Below are 23,501 nucleotides of genomic sequence, written 5' to 3'. Positions count from 1 at the left end.
TTTGCGACGGCTTGAGACAGCGGATTCGACAATCGGTCAGGTACGCGGGTGGTGCAGTGCCAGCGCAGGGGCGGGCAAGGTTCCAGCTGTTGCGAAATGCAACCGGCCAAGGATAGGCCCCGGTAGTTGAAAAACGTGTCAAACCCTCGCCAGCTATGGGCTTTCCATCTGATGGCACGTTTTGTGACTGGCTATCCTCCCATGTACGGATTGGCTGTACGGCATCGATGACGATGTTCCGGGGTTGCGTTTACCTTTACGTTAACGTAAACATGATCCGCAGCCCGCGACCGGTCAGTCGGACCGGCCGGCGGCCTGCACGCAAGCCCGGCCACAGACGCCGACGTCGCTGCCGCAGTCGAACGTTCGGCGTTGATCCCAGAACAAGCACAACAAGGGAAAGCCATGAACCACCTGAGTTACACCCGCGGCCGCCAGGACAAGCCCCTGCTGGCCATGACCGTCGGCGCTGCCTTCGACGCCACGGTCGAGCGATTCCCGCAGCGCGAGGCCCTGGTCGTCCGCCACCAGAGCCTGCGCTACACCTGGGCCGAACTGGCCGAGGTGGTCGATGGCATTGCCCGCGCCTTCCTCGCCCTGGGCCTGCGCCCCGGCGACCGCCTGGGCATCTGGGCGCCCAACTGCGCGCAGTGGTGCGTGACCCAGTTCGCCAGCGCCAAGGTCGGCGCCGTACTGGTCAACATCAACCCGGCCTACCGCAGCAACGAACTGGAGTACGCGCTCAAGCAGTCCGGCTGCCGCTGGCTGGTGTGCGCCGATGCGTTCAAGACCTCCGACTACCACGGCATGCTCGCCGGCCTGTTGCCGGAGCTGGGGCAGGGCCGTCCGGGCGAGCTCTCCAGCGAGCGCCTGCCGGAGCTGCGCGGGGTGATCAGCCTGTCCGACCAGGCCCCTGCCGGCTTCCTGCGCTGGAGCCAGCTGGCGCCGCTGGGCGCCGCGATTTCCGCCGCCGAGCTCGCCGAGCGCCAGGCGCTGCTGCAGTTCGACGAGCCGATCAACATCCAGTACACCTCCGGCACCACCGGCTTCCCCAAGGGCGCCACGCTCAGCCACTACAACATCCTCAACAACGGCCTGATGGTCGGCGACAGCCTCGGCCTCACCGAGCACGACCGCCTGGTGATCCCGGTGCCGCTGTACCACTGCTTCGGCATGGTGATGGGCAACCTCGGCTGCCTGACCCATGGCTCCACCATGATCTACCCCGCGCCCAGCTTCGAGCCCGAGGCGACCCTGGCGGCGGTGGCGGAAGAGAAGGCCACGGCGCTGTACGGCGTGCCCACCATGTTCATCGCCGAACTGGATCACCCGACCCGCCGCGACTTCGACCTCTCCAGCCTGCGCACCGGGATCATGGCCGGCGCCACCTGCCCGATCGAAGTGATGCGCCGGGTCATCGACGAGATGCACATGGCCGAGGTGCAGATTGCCTACGGCATGACCGAGACCAGCCCGGTATCCCTGCAGACCGGCCCGGAAGACGACCTGGAAACCCGCGTCACCACTGTTGGCCGCACCCAGCCGCACCTGGAAAGCAAGATTATCGACGCCGACGGCCGCATCGTCCCGCGCGGCACCATCGGCGAACTGTGCACCCGCGGCTACAGCGTGATGCTCGGCTACTGGAACAACCCGCAGGCGACTGCCGAAGCCATCAGCCCGGCGCGCTGGATGCTCACCGGCGACCTGGCGGAAATGGACGAGGCGGGCAACGTGCGCATCGTCGGCCGCAGCAAGGACATGATCATTCGCGGCGGCGAGAACATTTACCCGCGCGAGATCGAGGAATTCCTCTACACCCACCACGCCGTGGCCGACGCCCAGGTGATCGGCATCCCCGACGAGAAATACGGCGAGGAGCTGGTCGCCTGGGTCAAGTTCCACCCCGGTCACAGTGTCGAGGAAGACGAGCTGCGCGCCTTCTGCAAGGCCGCCATCGCCCACTTCAAGGTGCCGCGCCACTTCCGCTTCTGCGACGAGTTCCCGATGACGGTGACCGGCAAGATCCAGAAGTTCCGCATGCGCGAGATCAGCATCGAAGAGGTGCGCAGCAAGCGTGGCTGATCGATTGACTCGCCCTCACGCCCATGACCGCGAGGCGGCATGGGCGTAGAGAAGGGCACCATCTCCATCCGCCTGGTGGCCGAGGCGCTGGCCGAGTTTCGTCGTTCCGGAGGGGGCGAGGGTCCGCTGCTGGTCGCCGCCGGCATTCCCGCCGAGCTGTTCGGCAAGCCCTATGCGCGGGTCTCCAGCCAGGCCTACGCGCGGCTCTGGCGGCGCCTGGCGCGTGCGATGGATGACGAGTTCTTCGGTATGAATGCCCGGCGGATGAAATCGGGCAGCTTCAACTTCATGGCCGCCGCGGCGATCCGCGAGCCGACCCTGGAAGCGGCGCTGAATGCCGCGCTGCGTTTCATGGGCCTGATCTTCGATGACTTCACGCCACGGCTGACTCGCCAGGACGGCCTCGCCGCCATCGTCCTCGACGAGCCCGAGGGCCCGGCGCCGCGCGCCTTCTGCTACTTCACCCTGTGGCTGATGCTGCACGGCCTGGCCTGCTGGCTGGTGGGCCGGCGCATCCCGATCCTCGCCGCCGAACTGCGCTGCCCGCAGCCGGACTTCATCGCGGATTACCGGGTGATGTTCAGCGAGAACCTGCTCTTCGCCCGCCGCCAGTCGCGCCTGCTGTTCAACGCCGAGGCACTGGACCTGCCGGTGCGCCGTGACGAGCGCGAGCTGCGGCGTTTCCTCAATGGCGCGCCGGCCAACATCCTGGTGCGCTACCGCGACCCGCAGAGCCTGGCGGCGCGCACCAAGGCCTATCTGCGCAGCCTGAAGTTCGAGCGCTGGCCGGACCTGGATGCGCTGGCCGGGCACTTCTACATGGCGCCCTCGACCCTGCGCCGCAAACTGGCGGCGGAGGGGCAGTCCTACCAGGCGCTCAAGGACCAGTTGCGCCGCGATCTGGCCATCGCCCGGCTGGACAGCGGCGACGGCAACTTCGCCGACCTGGCCGAGGAACTGGGCTTCGCCGACACCAGTGCCTTCTACAAGGCCTTTCGCAAGTGGACCGGCTCCACGCCGGGGCAATACCGCGCGCTGATGCGCCAGGAGCCCTGAAATTCCGGGGCTTTCGGCTCAAGAAAGCACGCTTCGCGCCGCTAACTCTTCACAGAACCGAACCTTGCTCAAGGACGCCACGCCATGCCCCTGTCCCGCCTTTCGATCCAGTGGAAAATCACGCTGCTGACCGGCCTGTGCCTGCTCTGCATCGTCAGCCTGCTGGTCGGCCTTTCGCTGCTGCGGATGAACCACGATGCGCAATTGATCAAGGCGGCCAATGCCGACATGCTCAAGGACGCGGCCAAGGCGCGGATGCAGGCGCGCAGCGAGCAGCAGGCGGAGATCATCCAGCGCTTCTTCACCGACGTGTACCACTTCGGCAACCAGTTCTCCCGTCAGGTCAGCCAGCTGCGCGAACAGTCGACCAAGCACGGCGTGGACGCCGCCAGCGTGCGCAAGGATCTCAACCAACTGGTACGCGACGGTCTGAAGAGCAACCCCAACCTGCTCAGCCTCTATGTGGTCTTCGAACCCGACGCGCTGGACGGCCAGGACGCGCAGTTCCACGACCAGCCCGATGCCGGCAGCAACGAGAAGGGCCGCTTCGGCGCCTACTGGGCGCAGAAGGCCTCCGGCGAGATGACGGGGCTGGCGGTGACCGAGGACATGATCGCTGACACCACGCCGATGCTCGACGGCAGCCCGTTCAACACCTGGCAGCAGTGCCCGCTGCAGACCCGCAAGGCCTGCGTGCTGAACCCCTATTTCGACAGCGCGTCGGGCGCCAAGGTGCTGATGACCACCGTGACCTTCCCGTTGATCGACCAGGGCAAGGTCATTGCCGTGGTCGGCATCGACATCAGCCTCAGCCGCCTGCAGCAGCTCAGCACCGATGGCAACCGCCAGCTCTATGACGGTGCCGGCAGCGTCAGCATCGTCAGCCCGGCGGGCCTGCTGGCGGGCTATAGCCGCGACGAAGCGCTGCTTGGCAATCCGCTGGAAAAGGCCTTCCCCGGCCAGGCGAGCGAACTGCTCGCGGTGCAGACCGCCGGCCACCCGCAAGTGCTGGAGAAGGACGGCCAACTGCGCGTGGTCGAGCCGCTGCTGCCGATCCCGGAAGCGAGTAAACCCTGGGCCGTCGTGCTGGACGTGCCCCAGGACGTCCTTCTCGCACCCGCGCTGCAATTGCAGAAGCAGCTGGATGAACGCAGCTCCAGCGGCGCGCTGTGGCAGAGCCTCATCGGCCTGATCGCCGCCGTGGTCGGCCTGCTGCTGGTGTGGCTCACCGCCCGCGGCGTGACCCGGCCGATCCTGGGTGTCGCCGCCATGCTGCGCAACATCGCCAGCGGCGAGGGTGACCTGACCCGGCGCCTGGATTACTCGGGCAAGGACGAACTGGGCGAGCTGGCCGGCTGGTTCAACCGCTTCCTCGACAAGCTGCAGCCGATCATCCGCGACGTGAAATCCTCGGTGCAGGACGCCCGTGCCACCGCCGACCAGTCCTCGGAAATCGCCAGCCAGACCAGCGCCGGCATGCAGCAGCAGTTCCGCGAAGTCGACCAGGTCGCCACCGCCTCGCAAGAGATGAGCGCCACCGCCCACGACGTTGCCAACAGCGCGGCCATGGCCGCCGAAGCCGCCCGGGGTGCCGACGGCGCGACCCGTGACGGTCTCAACGTGATCGATAACACCACCCGCCTGATCGACGAACTGGCCAGCGACATGAGCAGCGCCATGAGCCAGGTCGAGGGGCTGGCGGCGAGCAGCGAGCAGATCGGCTCGGTGCTGGAAGTGATCCGCGGCATCGCCGAGCAGACCAACCTGCTGGCGCTCAACGCGGCCATCGAAGCGGCGCGTGCCGGCGAGGCCGGGCGCGGCTTTGCGGTGGTTGCCGACGAGGTGCGCAACCTGGCCCGGCGTACCCAGGATTCGGTGGAGGAGATCCGCCAGGTGATCGAGGACCTGCAGAACGACACCCGCGATGTGGTCGGCGCGATGAACAACAGCCATCGCCAGGCGCAGGATAGCGTCAGCCAGGTCGAGCAGGCCGTGGCCGCGCTCAAGCGCATCGGTGACGCGGTCAGCGTGATCACCGACATGAACCTGCAGATCGCCAGCGCCGCCGAGGAGCAGAGCGCGGTGGCCGAGGAGATCAACCGCAACGTCGCCGGCATCCGCGACGTGACCGAGTCGCTGTCCAGTCAGGCGCAGGAGTCGGCTCAGGTGAGCCAGTCGCTGAACAAGCTGGCGAATCACCAGCAGGGGTTAATGGATCAGTTCCGCGTCTGACGCCGGCGCACAACGCTCTCGTAGGAGCGGAGCTTCTCCGCGAAATCCCGGCGCAGCCGGGACCATGGTTAGCCGGCCTGGCGGCCTGGCGGCCTGGCGGCCGGATCGCGGACGGAGTCCGCTCCTACAGGTGAACGCCACACGAGACCGGACCTTGTAGGAGCGGGCCATGCCCGCGATCCGCCGGCAAGGCCGGCGTCAGATCAAGTTCGCGAGCAAGCTCGCTCCTACAGGTTTACATCGCGCGTTCTTCGTAAGACCGAGGGGGACGCCCAGTCCTTGCTCGCGAACCGCACGGCACCATCCCTATCGCGGACGAAGTCCGCTCCTACGCAATCCCCACCATCACGCCGTACCCGAGCTGTCCAATCCGCTCATCCAGATTGGCGGCTTTCGACATTGCCCGCTCCGCTCTGCGGCGGGAACATCAGGGGACTCCACACAAGAACAACCCAGGAGTCCTGCGATGCGTTCCCATACCGCCGCCACGGCCGAGTTCGACTACCGCGCCACCGCCGACGCCACCCTGGCCGGCACCCTCGACGCGCTCAACGCCTGCGTCGAATGCTGCGACCGCCATGCCATCCCCGGCCGTGTCGCGCTGTTCTGGGAGGGCAAGGATGGCGACAGCGCCTCCTACACCTTCACCCAGCTCAAGGAACTTTCCGGCCGTTTCGCCAGCTTCCTGCACGGCCTCGGCGTGCGCCCCGGCGACGTCGTTTCCGGCATGCTGCCGCGCACCCCGGAACTGCTGATCACCGTGCTCGGCACCTGGCGCCTGGGCGCGGTCTACCAGCCGCTGTTCACCGCCTTCGGCCCCAAAGCCATCGAGCACCGGGTCAAGCTGGCCGGCAGCAAGGTGGTGGTCACCGACGGCGCCAACCGCGCCAAGCTCGACGAAGTGCCCGACGCACCCACGCTAGTGACCGTCAGTGGCCAGAAGGGGCAGGGCATCCGCCATGGCGACTACAGCTTCTGGGCCGAACTGGAGCGCCACTCGCCGGACTTCGAACCGGTCCTGCGCAGCGGCGAAGACACCTTCCTGCTGATGTTCACCTCCGGCACCACCGGGCTGGCCAAGCCGCTGGCCGTGCCGCTGAAGGCCATCGTCGCCTTCGTCGGCTACATGCGCGACGCGGTGGGGCTGCGCGAGGAGGATTCGTTCTGGAACCTCGCCGATCCGGGCTGGGCCTATGGGCTCTATTACGGCGTAACCGGTCCGCTGGCCATGGGGCATCCGATCACTTTCTACGAAGGCGCATTCACGGTGGAGAGCACCTGCCGCATCGTGCGCAAGTACGGCATCACCAACCTGGCCGGCTCGCCCACCGCGTACCGCCTGCTGATCGCTGCCGGCGAGGCTGTGTCCAAACCGCTCAAGGGCCGTCTGCGCGCCGTGAGCAGTGCCGGCGAGGCGCTCACCCCGGAAGTGATCCGCTGGTTCGCCAGCGAGCTGGGCGTGACCATCCACGACCACTACGGGCAGACCGAGCTGGGCATGGTCCTGGCCAACCATCACGCGCTGGAACACCCGGTGCACATGGGCGCCGCCGGCTACTCCATCCCCGGCCACCGCGTGGTGGTGCTGGATGAGCTGGGCAATGAGCTGCCCGTCGGCCAGCCCGGCATCCTCGCCATGGACCGCCGCCAGTCGCCGCTGATGTGGTTCGCCGGCTACCAGGGCATGGAGACCAAGGCCTTCGTCGGCGACTACTACCTGAGCGGCGACACCGTGGAGCTGAACGCGGACGGCAGCATCAGCTTCGTCGGCCGCTCCGACGACCTGATCACCACCTCCGGCTATCGCGTCGGCCCGTTCGACGTGGAAAGCGCGCTGATCGAGCACCCGGCGGTGATCGAGGCGGCGGTGATCGGCAAGCCCGACCCGGAGCGCACCGAGCTGGTCAAAGCCTTCGTGGTGCTCTGTTCGTCCTACCGGCCGAGCACGGAGCTGGCCGAGGAACTACAACAGTACGTGCGCAAGCGTCTGTCGGCGCACAGCTACCCGCGGGAAGTGGAGTTCGTCGAGGAACTGCCCAAGACCCCCAGCGGCAAGATCCAGCGTTTCCTCCTGCGCAACCAGGAGATCGCCAAGCAACGCGAAGCAGCCGAGAAAGCGGCGGCTCACTAAGTACAGCGGAGAGACTTCATGCAGATCCAGAACAAGGTATTCCTGATCACCGGCGGCGGCTCCGGCCTCGGCGCGGCCACGGCCAAGGCCCTGGTGGACGCCGGCGCCAAGGTGGTGCTGGCGGACATCAATGCCGAAGCCGGCGCCGCGCAGGTCGCCGAGCTGGGCGAGGCCAATGCGCGCTTCGTGCGTACCGACGTGTGCAGCGAGGCGGACGCCAAAGCCGCCGTACAGACCGCGCTGGACGCCTTCGGCGCGCTGCACGGCCTGGCCAACTGCGCGGGCGTCGCGCCCGCCGAGAAAGTCATCGGCCGCAACGGCGTGCACGCCCTGGAAAGCTTCACCCGCACCATCAACATCAACCTGATCGGCACCTTCAACATGCTGCGCCTGGCCGCCGAAGCTATGGCGCGAAACGAGCCGGACGCCGGCGGCGAGCGCGGCATCATCATCAACACCGCCTCGGTGGCGGCCTTCGACGGGCAGATCGGCCAGGCCGCGTACTCTGCCTCCAAGAGCGCCGTGGTCGGCATGACCCTGCCGATTGCCCGCGAACTGGCGCGCTCGGGCATCCGCGTGATGACCATCGCCCCCGGCATCTTCGAAACCCCGATGATGGCCGGCATGCCCCAGGAAGTCCGCGACTCCCTCGGCGCCAGCGTGCCGTTCCCGCCGCGTCTCGGGCGCCCGGACGAATACGCCGCACTGGCCCGCCACATCATCGAGAACAGCATGCTCAACGGCGAGGTTATCCGCCTCGACGGCGCCATCCGCATGGCCGCGAAGTAAGCAGGAGGAGAGAGTCATGAACGATCCCATCGTTATCGTCAGCGCCGTCCGCACCCCCATGGGCGGCTTCCTCGGCGACTTCAAGGACACCAACGCCGCCACCCTCGGCGCGGCCGCCGTTCGCGCCGCCGTCGAACGTGCCCGACTTGGCGCGGAAGAGGTGGACGAAGCCGTGCTCGGCTGCGTGCTTGCCGCAGGGCAAGGCCAGGCCCCGGCCCGCCAGGCGGTGCTGGGTGCGGGCCTTGCGCGCGGCACGCCGTGCTCCACGGTGAACAAGATGTGCGGCTCGGGCATGAAGGCCGCGATGATGGTCCACGACGCACTGCTCGCCGGCAGCGCCCGCGTGGCCCTGGCCGGCGGCATGGAGAGCATGTCCAACGCCCCGTACCTGCTGGAGCGCGCCCGCAGCGGCTACCGCATGGGCCACGGCAAGGTACTCGACCACATGTTCCTCGACGGCCTTGAAGACGCCTACGACAAGGGCCGCCTGATGGGCACCTTCGCCGAGGACTGCGCCGAGAAGCACGGCTTCACCCGCGAGCAGCAGGACGACTACGCCATCGCCTCGCTGACCCGCGCGCAGAAGGCCATGAGCGAAGGCCGCTTCGCCGACGAGATCGTCCCGGTGACGGTCAAGGCCGGCAAGGAACTGCGCGTCATCAGCGAGGACGAGCAGCCGCCGAAGGCCCGGCTGGACAAGATCCCGACCCTGAAGCCGGCGTTCCGCGACGGCGGCACCGTGACCGCGGCCAACTCCAGTTCCATCTCCGATGGTGCCGCCGCGCTGGTGCTGATGCGCCTGTCCGAGGCCGAGAAGCGCGGCCTGACCCCGCTGGCGGCCATCCGTGGCCATGCATCCTTCGCCGATGCGCCGAACCTGTTCCCGACCGCCCCGGTGGGCGCGGTGAACCGCTTGCTGCGCCGCACCGGCTGGGCGATGCACGATGTCGACCTGTTCGAAGTCAACGAAGCCTTCGCCGTGGTCGCCATGGCCGCCATGCGCGAGCTGGACATCCCCCACGACAAGATCAACGTCCACGGCGGCGCCTGCGCCCTGGGCCACCCGATCGGCGCCTCCGGCGCGCGGATCATCGTGACCCTGCTGTCGGCGCTGAAGCAGTACGACCTCAAGCGCGGCGTGGCGGCGGTGTGCATCGGCGGCGGCGAAGCCACGGCCATCGCGGTCGAGCGTCTGGCCTAAGGAGCAAGCGATGATTCCCAGTGAAGAAGACATCCAGATTCGCGACGTTGCCCGCCAGTTCGCCCAGGAGCGGCTGAAACCCTTCGCCGCCGAGTGGGACCGCGAGCACCGCTTCCCGGCCGAAGCGCTGAAGGAAATGGCCGACCTCGGCTTCCTCGGCATGCTGGTGGCGGAGGAGTGGGGCGGCGCGCAGACCGGCCACCTGGCCTACGCCATGGCGCTGGAGGAAATCGCCGCCGGCGACGGCGCCTGCTCCACCATCATGAGCGTGCACAACTCGGTGGGCTGCATGCCCATTGCCAAGTTCGGCAACGACGAGCAGAAGCGCCAGTTCCTGATGCCCCTGGCCCGTGGCGAGATGATCGGCGCCTTCGCCCTGACCGAACCGCAAGCCGGTTCCGACGCCAGCTTCCTCAAGACCCGCGCCCGCCGCGACGGCGACCATTACGTGCTGAACGGCAGCAAGCAGTTCATCACCTCCGGCAAACACGCCGGCCTGGTCATCGTCTTCGCGGTGACCGATGCGGCAGCGGGCAAGAAGGGCATCAGCGCCTTCATCGTGCCCACCGATACCCCCGGCTACCGCGTGGTGCGCGTCGAGGACAAGCTCGGCCAGCATGCTTCCGATACCTGCCAGATCGCCTTCGACGACGTGCGCATCCCGGCCAGCTACCGGCTGGGCGAGGAAGGGCAGGGTTACGCCATCGCCCTGGCGAACCTGGAAGGCGGGCGCATCGGCATCGCCTCCCAGGCGGTGGGCATGGCTCGCGCGGCGTTCGAATATGCCCGCGACTACGCCCACGAGCGCGAGACTTTCGGCAAGCCGATCATCCAGCACCAGGCCGTGGCTTTCCGTCTGAGCGACATGGCTACCGAGATCGCCGTGGCCCGGCAGATGGTCCACCACGCCGCCAGCCTGCGCGAAGCCGGCCTGCCGTGCCTGACCGAAGCTTCCATGGCCAAGCTGTTCGCCTCGGAAATGGCCGAGCGCGTGTGCTCCGCGGCGATCCAGACCCTCGGTGGCTATGGCTATCTGCAGGATTACCCGGTGGAGCGTTTCTACCGCGACGTGCGCGTGTGCCAGATCTACGAAGGCACCAGCGACGTGCAGCGGCTGGTGATTGCGCGGAGTCTTTGAAGGGTTCGCCGGCAGACCCCGGCCTGTCCGTTGGACAGGCACTTCGGCGGGGCGGGGGCTGCCGGTGGCTTATCAGGCAGCGCGGATCGCTTTTCGTAGGAGCGAGCTTGCTCGCGAACAATGCTCGCCGGAAAGCTCACCGCTGGGCGGTTCGCGAGCAAGCTCGCTCCTACAAGGTTGGCCCGGCACGCGCATCCGGTGATGGCAACCGTAGGATGGCGTGGAGCGAAGCGATACCCATCAACGGGCATCGCCTGAAACATCACGCCCGCTCCGCCGCCTCACGCTCCCGTGCCGTCACCTGCTGGCACAGCTCGATGATCTGCTCGCGCATCCAGCGGTTGGCCGGGTCCTGGTCGGTGCTTTCGTGCCAGTACAGGTGGGTTTCCAGCCTGGGCACGTCGTTCACCGGCAGGTTGACGAAATGCAATCCGTGGTGACGGGCGAAACGCTCGGGCACGGTCACCACCATGTCGGTCTGTTGCACCACGGTGGAGGCCATCAGGTAGTGCTGCGAGCGCAGGGCAATCTTGCGCTGCAGGCCCATCTTGCCCAGCGACAGATCCACATAGCCCAGGCCGCTGCGACGGCTGGAAATCTGGATGTGCGCCACCGACAGGTATTCCTCCAGCGTCAGCTTGTCCTTGGCCAGCGGGTGGCCCTGGCGCATGGCGCAGACGTAGCGGTCCTCCATCAGCTTGACGTGGCGCACCTGCGGGTCGGTGTTCAGCGGCGCGTCCACGGCGAAGTCCAGGCGGCCGGCGGCCAGTTCCTTGGTGGTCTCGCGGCGCTTGGAGAGGAAGCTCTCGATGTGCACGTTCGGCGCCTGGCGGCGCAGGCGCTGGAACAGCGGCGGCAGGATCACGGCCTCGGTGAGGTCGGTCATGCTGATGCGGTAGGTCTTGTTCGCCTGTGTAGGCGTGAAGGTGCGGCTTTCCTGCACCGAGATGCGCAACAGCTGCAGCGCATTGCGCACCGGCCCGATGATGTTCTGCGCCATGGGCGTAGGCACCATGCCCTGTGCGGTACGCACGAACAGCGGGTCGTTGAAGGTCTCGCGCAGGCGGGCGAGGGCGTTGGAGACGGCGGGCTGGGTAATGCCGACGATCTGTCCGGCGCGCGTCAGGTTGGCTTCGGTGTAGATCGCATCGAAGACAATGAACAGGTTCAGATCGACCTTGCTGAGGTTCATTCCAGGGCTCCGCTTTTTAGTTGTTCTGCGCTCGATCATACCCGAACCGGCGCCCAGGTCCATACGGGTTATGAATGTTCATTGATTCGGATAATAGGCTGGGTAAATCCTCGTTGCTGTTCTAGCATCATCACCACGACAAACAACCCGCCGCCAGAAGGTAGCCCCCATGGATTTCGCTTATTCCGCCAAGGTTCAGGATCTGCGTGAGCGCGTCACCGCGTTCATGGAAGCCTACGTCTATCCCGCCGAGAAGGTGTTCGACGAGCAAGTGGCCCAGGGCGACCGCTGGCAGCCCACCGCGATCATGGAAGAGCTCAAGGCCCGCGCCAAGGCCGAGGGCCTGTGGAACCTGTTCCTGCCCGAGTCCGAACTGGGCGCCGGCCTGACCAACATGGAATACGCGCCGCTGGCCGAAATCATGGGCCGCTCGCTGATCGGCTCCGAGCCGTTCAACTGTTCCGCGCCGGACACCGGCAACATGGAAGTGCTGGTGCGCTACGGCACCGAGGAGCACAAGCGCACCTGGCTGGAACCGCTGCTGCGCGGCGAGATCCGCTCCGCCTTCGCCATGACCGAGCCAGGCGTGGCCTCGTCCGACGCCACCAACATGCAGGCCAACGCGGTGCGCGACGGTGACGAGTGGGTGATCAACGGCCGCAAGTGGTGGACCTCCGGCGCCTGCGACCCGCGCTGCAAGATCATGATCTTCATGGGCCTGACCAACCCCGACGCGCCGCGCCACCAGCAGCACTCGATGATCCTGGTGCCCACCGACGCCCCCGGCGTGAAGATCCTCCGCCCGCTGCCGGTGTTCGGCTACGACGACGCCCCGCACGGCCATGCCGAAGTGCTGTTCGAAAACGTGCGCGTGCCCTATGAGAACGTGCTGCTCGGCGAAGGCCGTGGCTTCGAGATCGCCCAGGGTCGCCTCGGCCCGGGCCGTATCCACCACTGCATGCGCTCCATCGGCATGGCCGAGCGCGCACTGGAACTGATGTGCAAGCGCGCCGTCAGCCGCACCGCCTTCGGCAAGCCGCTGGCGCGCCTGGGCGGCAACGTCGACCACATCGCCAACTCGCGCATCGAGATCAACCAGGCCCGCCTGCTGACCCTCAATGCCGCGTACATGATGGACACCGTCGGCAACAAGATCGCCCAGAGCGAGATCGCTCAGATCAAGGTGGTGGCGCCCAACGTCGCCCTGCAGGTGATCGACCGCGCCATCCAGATGCACGGCGGCGCCGGTGTCTCCAACGACACGCCGCTGGCGTACTTCTATGCCATGCAGCGCACCCTGCGCCTGGCCGACGGCCCGGACGAGGTGCACCGCGCGGCCATCGGCAAGTTCGAGATCGGCAAGTACGTGCCCAAGGAAATGCTGCGCAGCGGTCGCTGATCGCAAGCTCAATAAAAAAGGCCCGCTGATGCGGGCCTTTTTCATTGGCGGGGAGCCATGCTGTGCGTAGGAGCGGACTCCGTCCGCGATGTGCAACAGGCCAGAGGGTAGGGCGCATAACGCCTACGGCGTTATCCGCCATCGATGCCATCGGCGGATAACCCGTTCCGGGTTATGCGCCCTACGGAGCTGATGCGGGCCTTTTTCTTATTCAGCGGCGCCCTCTGGGCGCAATCGCGGGCATGGCCCGCTCCTACAGGGGAACGCTGGGTTCACAGGCTGTTGTAGGAGCTGGCCATGCCTGCGACAGCCCTTGCGCTGAAGCAGAGGGTAGGGCGCATCACGCCTACGGCGTTATCCGCCATCGATGCCATCGGCGGATAACCCGTTCCGGGTTATGCGGCCTACGGAGCTGATGCGGGCCTTTTTCTTATTCAGCGGCGCCCTCTGGGCGCAATCGCGGGCATGGCCCGCTCCTACAGGGGAGCGCTGGGTTCACAGGCTGTTGTAGGAGCTGGCCATGCCTGCGACAGCCCTTGCACTGAAGCATCAAGGACAAATCTCTCCTACAAGCGAGGTTACGGCTCTGAGGGCTCCGACGTGTCGGCCCTGGCCTGCTCCAGCCACCACTCCCGTCGCGTATGCAACTGGGCGGCAAAGGCCCGCGCAGCGGCCTCGTGAGGGAAGCGCAGTGCACGACGACCGAGGCGGACCTGCCAGTAGGCCCGGCCGCAGAACTCAACGGCTTCGATCCTCACCTCCAGTGCTTGCATGCACACTCTCCTGGCTCACGATTTCCAGCGGCTCCTGGCTGGCGTTACGGGTCTTGATCAACGATAGCAGGATGCCACCGGCGAGCAGGCCGAAGGTTACGCCAAGCGACAGGGCGGCGGGAACCTTGCCGATGAAACCGTGGAGGAAAATCTTCGTGCCGATGAACACCAGAACCAGGGCCAGGGCGTACTTCAGGTACACGAAGCGGTGGATCATCGCCGCCAGCGAGAAGTACAGGGCGCGCAGGCCGAGGATGGCGAAGATGTTCGAGGTGTAGACGATGAACGGGTCCTGGGTGATGGCGAAGATCGCCGGCACGCTGTCCACGGCGAACACCAGGTCCGCCAGCTCGATCAGCACCAGCGCCAGGAACAGCGGGGTGGCGAAACGCACCAGCTTGCCCGAGGCATCCGGCATCTTCACGAAGAAGTGGTGCTCGTGGATGGTATCGGTCATGCGGATGTGCTTGCGCAGAAATCTCAGCACCGGGTTGTTCGCCAGGTCCGGCTCGTCGTCATGCTTGCTGAACAGCATCTTCACGCCGCTGAACAGCAGGAAGGCGCCAAACACGTACATGATCCACTCGAACTCCTTCACCAGCGCGGCGCCCAGGCCGATCATCAGCGCGCGCATGACGATGGCGCCGAGGATGCCCCAGAACAGCACCTGGTGCTGGTAGCGGCGGGGGATGCCGAAGAAGCCGAAGATCATCGCCATGACGAACACGTTGTCCATGGACAGCGACTGTTCGACGAGGAAACCGGTGTAGTACTCCACCGCGCGGGTGGCGCCGAACTCGAACCAGACCCAGCCGCCGAAGGCCAGACCGCAGGCGAAGTAGCCGGCGGAGAGCATCAGGCTTTCGCGCACGCCGATCTCATGGTGATCGCGTTGCAGAACGCCCAGGTCAAGTACGAGCAGGAGAATCACGATGGCCAGGAAGGCCAGCCAGAACCAGGTGGCGGTTCCGAGGAATGGTTCGGTCAAAAAGGCGTGCAGAGCTGTCATGTGGCCCCTCCCTTGGTGTCGTTGTCGAAAAGTGACTCCGACATGGCGGTTGGCAACCGTCAGAGGGGCCCGGCGTCACTCGCGGAAAAATAGCAGAGCGCCCGATGCAGGCAAGCGTAGGAACGTAACAAGTTCCTACGCCGATGAGGCGTCACTGCCGGGTGGAAGTCTGGTTCAGGCCGGTCTGGGGGCTGGCTGCAGGATGGAACGTGGTTGGGATTATTCCTACACGCCTCTCAGGGTTCGATGAGCGTGTCCCGAGCATCGGAAACATAGCATGGCGCCACCGAATGTCCCGGGCTCCCGCCCGGCGTTCCCACGAAGCCATTCCTGAGGTGCAATCATGAAACTGAAACCACTCCTGGCCGCACTGCTCATCGGCGCCAGCCTGGCGGGCTGCGAATTTCCCGCCCAGCAATCGCAGGCCAAGGCGCCCATCCCGTTGAACTGGGTCAGCGTGCCCGCGCTGCCCATTATCGAAGACGCGGCGATGTCGCTGGCTCCCACCTTCCAGGGCAAGCGTACCGAACAGTTCATGCCGCAGATCTGCGGCATGGCCCGTGGCGAACTGACCCAGGAACAGGTCAACGACCAACTCGCCAAGATGGGCATCGACAGCACCCGCCTTCCCCGGCAAAGCCAGGATGCGACCGCGCTGCTGGTCAACGGTGACCGCACCGCCCAGGCCACCGCCTGCGCGGCCTACCAGGCGACCGATGTGCTGATGGCGGTCAATGCCAAGGCCTTCCTCAAGGCCGTTCCTGCTGCCGGCGACAAGTCCGCCGAGAAGGCGCCTTCGCAGTTGCAGCTGGACGACAAGGCACTGGCCGGTCTGCTGCCCATCAAGGTCGCCCAGGCCCGGGCGAATGCCGACATCTTCGCCCTCATCGCCGAAAACCTGCAGCGTACGCCGGGGCTGAGCGTGGCCGAGTACCGCGAACGCGCCCGCGAGCTGTTCGGCCGCCTGGCGCCCGCCTATATCGCCCGCGTCCCCGCGAAGATGCCTCCGGCCAATACCGGCTATCAGCTGATCCGCCTCGACGATGGCCGCCTGGACTTCAGCAGCAACATCGGCGTCCGCTTCGACTACTCCACCGGTGACGGCCTGGTGCTGACCCAGAATGGGGTGGTCTGGTATGGCAAGGGACAATTGCTCGGCCAGGACTACCGCCTGCAGGCCGCGTACTTCCCGCCGGAAGTTGCAACGCTCCTGAGCGCAGCGAAGAAGTAAACGGACAAGGAGGAGTTCCATCATGACCCAAGCACTCAACAACCCGGCGCTGCTCAGCCTTGCCGCCGCCGTACAGCGTGCCTATGAGCTGCATGCGCATTCAGTGAATTGTCAGGAACCGTGGCGCCTGTTTGCCCAGGCGCTGGAAGCTTTCGATGCATTACCCGTCGGTGACGCCTTGGGAGTGCTGGAACAACTGGACGGCGACGTCTTTCTCCAGCCCCTTGCGCTGACCCTGGCGCGCCGCGCAACCGAGCGTTTCCCCGAGCAATGGCGTAGCTGGTATCACCTGGGCCGCAACCTGCTGGTGGGCAACCCGGATTCCGCCGCCGCCCACCCGGCGCTGGAGCGAGCCTGGGAACTGTCGCCGGAATCCAGGGTGGAGTTCGCCGTCTGCCTGTCGGCCGCGTACCTCGGCGCCAAACGTTGGAAGGACGCCGAGCGCATCTGCCGGCAGATGCTCGAATGGCAGCCGGCCTGCGCCGACGCCTACTCCAACCTGAGCATCGCTTTGCGCCGGCAGTACCAGCCCGAAGCGGCCGTGGAAGCTGCGCGCCAGGCCCTGCAATACGAGCCCGATCATTATCACGCACCGAGCAATCTGGTCCTGGCGTTGGTTGACGGTTGCCAGTTCGACGAAGCCCTGGCGACCGCCCGCGAATACCTTTCCCGCAGGCCCGCCGACGGGCGCCTGGGGCTGCCCATGGCTGAACTGGAGCTGCGCCTGGGGCAATGGGAAACCGGCTGGGCCAACATGGATGCACGCTTCGCCGCCATCCCCCAGCTGGGGGCGCAACTGGAAACCCGCGAGCACCACGTCGGAGTGCCGTACTGGCGCGCAGAGCCGTTGGCCGGCAAGACCCTGGGCATCTGGCTGGAGCAGGGCTATGGCGATGCCATTCTGCTCATCCGCTTCCTGCCCCGTTTCGCGCAGATCGTACGAGAGCAGGGCGGCAAGCTCGTGTTCGGCTGTTTCGGCCCCCTGGCGGAGCTGTTCCGACCGCTCATCCCCGACGACGTCGAAATGGACATCGACCAGCTGCGGCCGACCGACTACCACCTGCCGTTGATGAGCGCCTGTGGTGCCTTCGGCATCACCGAAGCGGATGTCTCCGGCGCGTCCTACCTGAAGGCTCCCGCCCAGGGCGCCAGCAAGTGGCGGCGCCGCCTCAAGCGCGACCCACGGCTGCACATCGCGCTCGCCTGGACCGGCAACCCCGAGCAGGTACGTAACGACGTCCGCTCGCTGGGCCTGCCCGAACTGCTGGAATTGCTGGGCCAGGAGGGCGTGCTGTTCCATTCGGTAAATCCGGATGTGGCACATGTCGTGAGCGAACTCGCCGCCCAGGGCCTGCCCATCGTCGACCAGAGCGCGGAGCTGTCCAGCTTCGCCGACACCGCCGAGCTACTCAAAGCGGTCGATGCCGTGGTCAGCACCTGCACCTCCACCGCCCATCTGGCGGGCGCGGTGGGCGCACCGACCTTGCTGCTGCTGGACAAGGTCGGCTCCTTCCTCTGGCGTAGCGACACGCAACGCACGCCCTGGTACGACTCGATCCGCATCCTCCGCCAAGGCCAGCTTGGCGATTGGAGTCCGGTCATGGCGCGGCTCCGCCAACACCTCGCCAACCAGGCCAGGGCCAAGGCCAAACGGCCTGTGTGAAAGGCAGCGGGCGGTCGGTGTCGACCGCCCGGCTCGATAACCGGGCCCACGGCCCTGGCAACGGCCGACAATGGCCGCGCCCGCGTTTCAGTGCACCCAACGAGCCACGCATCTGAGGAGTTCTACTACACCGGCATCAGGCTCCTCTGACTCTCTCCGTGTCAGCCAATTCATACGATCTGCTCATCAGATTCAGGCGAACGAACTAGCCGATTCGCCTGTTCCAGGAAAGCAGATTCCGGGTTGGCCCGGAGGGAGATGACAGATGAACAAGGCATATCGAGTGATCTGGAGCGCCGTCCAGAACGCCTGGGTCGTAGTGTCGGAACTGGTTGTCAGCCACGGCAAGGGTTCGAAGAGTCGTCGTGCCGCCCGCGGCATCAGCCGTTTGGGTGTGGCCAGCTCGCTGCTGCTTGGCCTGCTGTCGATCGATGTGCTGGAAGACAAGGCATGGGCCGCCGACACCGGCACTACCATCACCAACGTGGCCCCTGCCGAAAACTCCATTGCCATTGGCACCGACACCTCGACAAAAGGTGCATACACCTATAGCGCCGGTTCGATTGGGGCGGGTAATACTGCCATCAATGGCCAGACCACTTCGGGTATCGCCATCGGCAACGGTGCGACCAGTTATTCCGTTTCCGGGGATGTGGCTTCAGACGGTATAGCAGTCGGTGACCATGCCTCGGCGGTCGAGTCGTCCACTGCCGTGGGAACCTTTGCCGCAGCGAATCAGATGGGTTCGAGTGCCATTGGTACGGCTGCTCTGGCGAATGGACGCGACTCGACAGCATTGGGTTATGCCACGACGACCAATCGCTATGCGGATATCGCCATCGGCGTTGCCGCTGTGGCCGGTGCGCCCGGCAGCGGAGACATCCTGGGCGACCCTGAAGGTTACAACATCGCTGTCGGTGGCTACGCATTGGCTACCGGCGGTTCTTCTACCGCGCTGGGCGTTGGGGCCGTCTCCAACAATGCAGGCGCCGTGGCGCTGGGTGCAGGCTCGGTGACCGATGCCGCCGTAGGCACTGCTGGTATCAACATCGCCGGTACCAACTACAGCTTCGCCGGTACCACCCCAACCAGCACCGTTTCCGTGGGTAGCGTGGGTAGCGAACGCACCCTCACCAACGTCGCCGCCGGCCGCCTGAGCGCAACCAGCACCGATGCGGTGAACGGTTCGCAGCTGGCCGCGACCAATCAGGCCGTCGAGGTCCTGAACGAGGGGGCGGTGAAGTACGACGTCAACCCGGATGGCACCGTCAATCACGATCACGTCACCCTGGCGGGTGACAACGGCACCACCATCGGCAACGTCGCCGCTGGCGTGAACGACACCGACGCGGTGAACGTCAGTCAGTTGAACGCAAAGCTGGACGCTGCCAAGACCCATTACTTCAGTGTCAACGACAATGGCATGCAGGGTGGCAACTTCAACAACGATGGCGCCACGGGTACCAACGCGCTGGCCGCCGGCGTCGGTGCTTCGGCCACCAATTGGAACGCCCTGGCCATGGGTAGCAATGCCACGGCTACACAGATCAACGGCACTGCGCTGGGGTTCGGCGCGCTGGCGGATGAGCAAGCGGCGCTGGCCATTGGCGGCCATGCCTCGGCCATGTCGGTCAACTCGGTAGCCATCGGCTCTGGCGCCACATCCAAGGGGCAGTACAGTGTCGCCATCGGCCTGGGCGCCAACACATCGGCTAATGGCGCCGTTGCCCTGGGCATGGGCTCTCGGACAGTAAGCGAAGATGCAATCGCAATGGGTAGCGGCGCCGTCGCCAGTCATACCGGCAGCGTTGCGCTGGGGGCCGGCTCCATTGCCGATGGCAGCACCCTGGGCAATCAGGCGTACGCCGTCGGTGGTACCGCCCAGGGCGAAGTCAACATCGGCAATCGCCGCCTGACCGGCCTGGCCGCCGGCGCCGAAGACAGCGACGCAGTCAACGTCGCCCAGCTCAAGGCCATGACCGCCGATGCCGCTTCCGGCGCGGTCGCCGACGCCGTGATGTACGACAGCGCCAACCATGACCGCATCACCCTGGGCGGCACCACCTACGACAGCACCAGCAGAACGGGCGGCACCACCATCACCAACCTGGCGCGCGGCGAAGCGGACAGCGATGCCGTCAACATGGCCCAACTCAACGAAACCAATGCCCAGGTCAACCTCATCGACGGCCGCGTGACCACCCTGGAAGGCAACGTCAACAACATCGTCAACGGTGGCGGCATGAAGTACTTCCACAGCAACTCCACCAAGGCCGACTCGGTAGCCGCCGGCACCGATTCCGTCGCCGTGGGCCCCAACGCACAGGCCAGCGGTGCCGGCGCCGTCGCCCTGGGCGATGACGCCGTGGCCAGCGCCAACGGCAGCATCGCCCTGGGCCAGGGTGCCAGCGACAACGGCCGTGGCGCAGAGACCTACACCGGCCAGTACTCCGGCGCCGCCAACGCCACCGCGGGCACCGTCTCCGTGGGCAATGCCGCCACCGGAGAAACCCGCACCCTCAGCAATGTCGCCGATGCCAGGCAGGCCACCGATGCCGTCAACCTGCGCCAGCTCGACGGCGCCGTGGCACAGTCCAAGGCCTACACCGACAACACCGTGAAGACCATCAACGCAGCCACCGCCAACATCGACAACCGTGTCACCCAGGTCGCAGGCGATGTCACCAACCTGAAGAACGGCACCGAGGGCGCCTTCCAGATCAACAACACCAGCAACCTGCCCAAACCCAAGGCAACCGGCAGCGACAGCGTCGCCGGCGGCGCGGGCGCCGAAGCCAGCGCAGCCAACAGCACCGCCGTGGGCAGCAACGCCAAGGCCAAGGGCAAGAACTCCGTGGCCATCGGCGCCAACTCCGTGGCCGAGCGCGACAACAGCGTCGCCGTGGGCAGCGCCGGTGCCGAACGCCAGATCACCCACGTGGCGGCCGGCACCCGGACGACCGACGCCGCCAACGTCGGCCAGCTGAACCAGGCCATGGCCGATGCCAACAGCTATACCGACCAGCGCTACGCCGGCCTCAAGCACGACATGAACCAGATGAACGACGAGCTCAGCGCCGGCATCGCCGGAGCCATCGCCATGGCCCACCTGCCGCAACCGATCACCAACGGCGGCAACACCACCGCCCTCGGTGTCGGCAACTTCAACGGCCAGTCCGCCGTCGCCGTAGGGGTATCCCGCACCTCCGACGACGGCAAATGGACCACCAAGCTCGGTGCCGGCACCAACACCCAGGGCACCTTCTCGGTAGGCGCAGGGGTTGGCTACAACTGGTAAACATATCGGGCTGAGTGACAGGCAGGGGCGACAGGAGTCGCCCCTGTTTTTTTGTGTCAGTCGGAAGGGTTCGCAAGTGTCGCTACCACTGCACTGGGCGAAGATTCCCGCCGCCGGGGAGGGTGGTTGCACACCGCGCGGTCGCCCATCCAGCCCCACAGGCGGGGTGCATCTTCTGCCATGGGCTCCGCGTCTGCGCGGTGCCGCGCTGGCATACAAACGCAGGTCCCAGGCATTCAGATAATTCCTGCAAACCACCAAGAGAACACTGACTACCTGCTCGCGGCGCTCCACCTAGCATGGCGGCCATTCCGTCCCTATCGAGAACCACCACCATGAAGCAGCCACTCTTCCACGAGCCCAACCCCATCCGCCTGTATCCCGCCAACAAGCCGAGAAAGTGGCTCCGCTGGTTGGGCTACGCCCTGGGCGCCGCAGTCTTTCTCCTTTACCTGTCGTCAGTGGCGCAGGCCAACGACACGCCGCACCTCAAGCCTGACCAGTTGCGCAACATCTTCACCCAGGCCCTGGCGGATGACGGTGCCGGCGAGCACCAGCGCGCCCGCGCCTGGTACGACGCCCTGCAAGGCACCAGTCTGGCGGGGGAGAGCGCCGTCCCCTCGGCGGTCAACCTCGTCGTCCTCGGTCGTTATGACGAGGCACGCAAGGCCTTCGGTCTTATCGCCAGTAACGGCAATGCCCGCGACGCCGCCTACGCCCAGTTGTCGCTGCTGGGCCTCACCGCTCGCAACTGGCAGGGCAAGCCGGCCGATCTGCGCAAGCAACTGGCGACCCAGGCCGCGGGGTTGCGCGGCAACGACCTGCTGCACCAGCGCCTGTTCGACCTCTATGCCGGCAAGGCCAGCGTCGAACAGGCCCAGGATGTCGCCCAGGCCATGGGCGGCAACGACGCGGCCCTCAGCGACCGCCTCGCCGAAACGGGCTATTTCACCGGTCTCTGGCAGCAATACGTCCAGAAGGACCCCGCAGCAGCGGCGAAGCTCTACCAGCAGGCGCTCCCCCATGCCTCGGCGTCCATCGAGCGCCCCTTGATCGAGCAGGCTCTTGGCGGGTTGCAGGGCAGGGGCCACTGACTCTGGCAAACCGCTGATCGATGCAGCGCTTCATCGTCGCCGGGGCGGCAGCCGCCCCGGCCGCGCCATCCCCGAGCCCGGCCCCCAGCCGGGCTTTTTTGGGGCCGTGATACCGCCCTGTGCCGGCTGGGATTCTTCGCCCGCAACCCACCCCCATCAAGACTCCCTCGCCGTAGCGGTTGGCCCGCTGAGCCGGCGGTGACTCGGCGTCAGATTTCGTGGCTGAAAACGAGGGAAACGTCTGTCGGCTCGCCTTATCGGGCAGCGGAAGTTTCAGCGCAAATCGACCCGTCAATCAGGCGTTTCAGGGCCTTTGCGAAAGTGAGACGCCGGCTCCCCACGGGCATCCATACCAGTGTTACCAGAAATCTCCTACAGGCTCTTGTGGGAGTCCTGATTATTTGGAAATCGGCGGATTTTTAACCTTGGCACATCGAAAAAACCTGTGCCGAAACCGCCATGAACGCCGCGCAAACCTGCCGCAAAACCTCCCACCGCCAGCCTGCTCCGCAGGCCCTGAATCGCCGCGATCAGCCGTCCCTGATCTCTGGCGAAGCCTTGGCCGCAATGGTCCAGGCAGCGGCTGCGTTCCGTTTTGACGATCTCGCCCACCGGCCCTTCGTTTCCGCCACGCGCCCCGCACAACGCACCCGCGCGCCGCATACCGCATCCCGTTAACCACTCGGGCAATTCAACCGGCCCGAGAGGGTCGTAGGAGTTTTATCGTGAACAAGATCTATCGTCTCGTCTGGAGCGCGACACTCAACGCCTGGGTGGTCGCGTGTGAATTCGCCACGGCCAAAGGGAAGGGGAAGACCGGTACACGGCGCACGCTGGCCCGCGTTGGCGGCATTGCGGCAACTGCCATGGTGGCCATTCTGGCCTCGAGTGAAGCCAGCGCATGGACGGTCAACCCGGGGTCTGTAGTGAATGGCCCGGGCTCTACAGACGGAGGTGAGGCCACTAACACCGCGCTGGGGGGATGGGCCAACACGGGGCCGGGAACAACGGGCAGTACTGCCGTTGGTTGGGGGTCGAATGCCACGCAGAACAATGCGACAGCTCTGGGCGTGTATGCCAGTGCTACCTATGACGGTGCCACGGCAGTCGGTGCAAACTCGTACGCCAAAGGAACAGCCTCTGTTGTAGCAGGGCAGTTTGCTGGACGTGCAAACGAAGCGGCGGCAGTCGGGAAAAATGAGGCCGCCAC

The 23,501-nt window shown here is 66.1% G+C and carries 15 protein-coding genes and 2 pseudogenes; 14 read left to right on the top strand and 3 right to left on the bottom strand.

The window, feature by feature from the left end; genetic code table 11:
- Positions 1 to 405 precede the first annotated feature (405 nt).
- The 8 genes and pseudogenes from ACQ5BL_RS20265 (at position 406) to ACQ5BL_RS20230 (ending at position 10,632) form a co-directional block, all read left to right on the top strand.
- Positions 406 to 2,085: an AMP-binding protein gene (locus tag ACQ5BL_RS20265; RefSeq protein ID WP_430293226.1), complete on the top strand. Its 1,680-nt coding sequence runs from the start codon at positions 406 to 408 to the stop codon at positions 2,083 to 2,085.
- A gap of 39 nt (positions 2,086 to 2,124) precedes the next feature.
- Complete coding sequence (locus ACQ5BL_RS20260) at positions 2,125 to 3,141, top strand: AraC family transcriptional regulator (protein ID WP_243808987.1); 1,017 nt, start codon at positions 2,125 to 2,127, stop codon at positions 3,139 to 3,141.
- Between the two features lie 84 nt (positions 3,142 to 3,225).
- Positions 3,226 to 4,515, top strand: a pseudogene (locus ACQ5BL_RS20255) (PDC sensor domain-containing protein); the annotation flags it as partial.
- Positions 4,516 to 4,617: 102 nt separating this feature from the next.
- A complete protein-coding gene (locus ACQ5BL_RS20250) occupies positions 4,618 to 5,373 on the top strand; it encodes a methyl-accepting chemotaxis protein (RefSeq protein WP_430293266.1) in 756 nt (251 codons plus the stop codon).
- A gap of 466 nt (positions 5,374 to 5,839) precedes the next feature.
- Positions 5,840 to 7,504 (top strand): acyl-CoA synthetase, encoded by a 1,665-nt coding sequence (locus tag ACQ5BL_RS20245; RefSeq protein WP_430293225.1) that lies wholly within the window; start codon positions 5,840 to 5,842, stop codon positions 7,502 to 7,504.
- Between the two features lie 18 nt (positions 7,505 to 7,522).
- Positions 7,523 to 8,293 carry a 3-hydroxyacyl-CoA dehydrogenase gene (locus ACQ5BL_RS20240; protein ID WP_243808990.1) on the top strand — a complete coding sequence of 257 codons (771 nt, stop codon included), beginning with the start codon at positions 7,523 to 7,525 and terminating at the stop codon, positions 8,291 to 8,293.
- 16 nt (positions 8,294 to 8,309) lie between these two features.
- The gene (locus ACQ5BL_RS20235; protein WP_243808991.1) at positions 8,310 to 9,494 is read left to right on the top strand and encodes an acetyl-CoA C-acyltransferase; all 1,185 of its coding nucleotides are present in this window, start codon (positions 8,310 to 8,312) and stop codon (positions 9,492 to 9,494) included.
- Positions 9,495 to 9,504: 10 nt separating this feature from the next.
- Positions 9,505 to 10,632: an acyl-CoA dehydrogenase family protein gene (locus ACQ5BL_RS20230; RefSeq protein WP_243808992.1), complete on the top strand. Its 1,128-nt coding sequence runs from the start codon at positions 9,505 to 9,507 to the stop codon at positions 10,630 to 10,632.
- 262 nt (positions 10,633 to 10,894) lie between these two features.
- Here ACQ5BL_RS20230 and ACQ5BL_RS20225 read toward each other — a convergent pair whose 3' ends face one another.
- Positions 10,895 to 11,824 (bottom strand): LysR family transcriptional regulator, encoded by a 930-nt coding sequence (locus ACQ5BL_RS20225; RefSeq protein ID WP_243808993.1) that lies wholly within the window; start codon positions 11,822 to 11,824, stop codon positions 10,895 to 10,897.
- 169 nt (positions 11,825 to 11,993) lie between these two features.
- Here ACQ5BL_RS20225 and ACQ5BL_RS20220 point away from each other — a divergent pair, with 169 nt between their 5' ends.
- Positions 11,994 to 13,223: an acyl-CoA dehydrogenase gene (locus ACQ5BL_RS20220; protein ID WP_243808994.1), complete on the top strand. Its 1,230-nt coding sequence runs from the start codon at positions 11,994 to 11,996 to the stop codon at positions 13,221 to 13,223.
- Between the two features lie 738 nt (positions 13,224 to 13,961).
- On the opposite strand, the gene ACQ5BL_RS20215 is transcribed toward ACQ5BL_RS20220, so the two are convergent.
- Positions 13,962 to 15,005: a TerC family protein gene (locus ACQ5BL_RS20215; protein WP_243808996.1), complete on the bottom strand. Its 1,044-nt coding sequence runs from the start codon at positions 15,003 to 15,005 to the stop codon at positions 13,962 to 13,964.
- A 343-nt stretch (positions 15,006 to 15,348) separates the two neighbouring features.
- Between ACQ5BL_RS20215 and ACQ5BL_RS20210 the strand changes: the two genes are divergently transcribed.
- The 4 genes from ACQ5BL_RS20210 to ACQ5BL_RS20195 all read left to right on the top strand — a co-directional run bounded on the left by ACQ5BL_RS20210 (position 15,349) and on the right by ACQ5BL_RS20195 (position 22,291).
- Complete coding sequence (locus tag ACQ5BL_RS20210; RefSeq protein WP_243808997.1) at positions 15,349 to 16,236, top strand: hypothetical protein; 888 nt, start codon at positions 15,349 to 15,351, stop codon at positions 16,234 to 16,236.
- A 22-nt stretch (positions 16,237 to 16,258) separates the two neighbouring features.
- A complete protein-coding gene (locus tag ACQ5BL_RS20205) occupies positions 16,259 to 17,899 on the top strand; it encodes a tetratricopeptide repeat protein (RefSeq protein ID WP_243808998.1) in 1,641 nt (546 codons plus the stop codon).
- Between the two features lie 265 nt (positions 17,900 to 18,164).
- Complete coding sequence (locus ACQ5BL_RS20200; protein WP_243808999.1) at positions 18,165 to 21,197, top strand: ESPR-type extended signal peptide-containing protein; 3,033 nt, start codon at positions 18,165 to 18,167, stop codon at positions 21,195 to 21,197.
- Positions 21,198 to 21,532: 335 nt separating this feature from the next.
- Entirely contained in the window at positions 21,533 to 22,291 is a 759-nt protein-coding gene (locus ACQ5BL_RS20195) for a hypothetical protein (protein WP_243809000.1), read from the top strand.
- Positions 22,292 to 22,663: 372 nt separating this feature from the next.
- Here the strand turns inward: ACQ5BL_RS20195 and ACQ5BL_RS20190 are convergent, their stop codons facing one another.
- On the bottom strand, positions 22,664 to 22,903 hold the full coding sequence (locus ACQ5BL_RS20190) for a hypothetical protein (protein ID WP_243809001.1): 240 nt from the start codon (positions 22,901 to 22,903) through the stop codon (positions 22,664 to 22,666).
- A 113-nt stretch (positions 22,904 to 23,016) separates the two neighbouring features.
- Here ACQ5BL_RS20190 and ACQ5BL_RS20185 point away from each other — a divergent pair.
- Positions 23,017 to 23,361, top strand: a pseudogene (locus ACQ5BL_RS20185) (ESPR domain-containing protein); the annotation flags it as partial.
- Positions 23,362 to 23,501: the final 140 nt, after the last annotated feature.

This window comes from Pseudomonas sp. B1-22 (assembly GCF_050474425.1).
In the GTDB taxonomy this organism is placed as follows: Bacteria; Pseudomonadota; Gammaproteobacteria; order Pseudomonadales; family Pseudomonadaceae; genus Pseudomonas.
This window is presented reverse-complemented; position numbering and strand designations above follow the sequence as displayed.

Excerpts from the sequence above, each read along its gene's own strand:
- ACQ5BL_RS20200 (WP_243808999.1), top strand. The coding sequence starts at position 18,165 with ATGAACAAGGCATATCGAGTGATCTGGAGCGCCGTCCAGAACGCCTGG.
- ACQ5BL_RS20265 (WP_430293226.1), top strand. The coding sequence starts at position 406 with ATGAACCACCTGAGTTACACCCGCGGCCGCCAGGACAAGCCCCTGCTG.
- ACQ5BL_RS20195 (WP_243809000.1), top strand. The coding sequence starts at position 21,533 with ATGAAGCAGCCACTCTTCCACGAGCCCAACCCCATCCGCCTGTATCCC.
- ACQ5BL_RS20205 (WP_243808998.1), top strand. The coding sequence starts at position 16,259 with ATGACCCAAGCACTCAACAACCCGGCGCTGCTCAGCCTTGCCGCCGCC.
- ACQ5BL_RS20240 (WP_243808990.1), top strand. The coding sequence starts at position 7,523 with ATGCAGATCCAGAACAAGGTATTCCTGATCACCGGCGGCGGCTCCGGC.
- ACQ5BL_RS20225 (WP_243808993.1), bottom strand. The coding sequence starts at position 11,824 with ATGAACCTCAGCAAGGTCGATCTGAACCTGTTCATTGTCTTCGATGCG.
- ACQ5BL_RS20245 (WP_430293225.1), top strand. The coding sequence starts at position 5,840 with ATGCGTTCCCATACCGCCGCCACGGCCGAGTTCGACTACCGCGCCACC.
- ACQ5BL_RS20220 (WP_243808994.1), top strand. The coding sequence starts at position 11,994 with ATGGATTTCGCTTATTCCGCCAAGGTTCAGGATCTGCGTGAGCGCGTC.
- ACQ5BL_RS20210 (WP_243808997.1), top strand. The coding sequence starts at position 15,349 with ATGAAACTGAAACCACTCCTGGCCGCACTGCTCATCGGCGCCAGCCTG.
- ACQ5BL_RS20235 (WP_243808991.1), top strand. The coding sequence starts at position 8,310 with ATGAACGATCCCATCGTTATCGTCAGCGCCGTCCGCACCCCCATGGGC.
- ACQ5BL_RS20260 (WP_243808987.1), top strand. The coding sequence starts at position 2,125 with ATGGGCGTAGAGAAGGGCACCATCTCCATCCGCCTGGTGGCCGAGGCG.
- ACQ5BL_RS20215 (WP_243808996.1), bottom strand. The coding sequence starts at position 15,005 with ATGACAGCTCTGCACGCCTTTTTGACCGAACCATTCCTCGGAACCGCC.
- ACQ5BL_RS20230 (WP_243808992.1), top strand. The coding sequence starts at position 9,505 with ATGATTCCCAGTGAAGAAGACATCCAGATTCGCGACGTTGCCCGCCAG.
- ACQ5BL_RS20250 (WP_430293266.1), top strand. The coding sequence starts at position 4,618 with ATGCAGCAGCAGTTCCGCGAAGTCGACCAGGTCGCCACCGCCTCGCAA.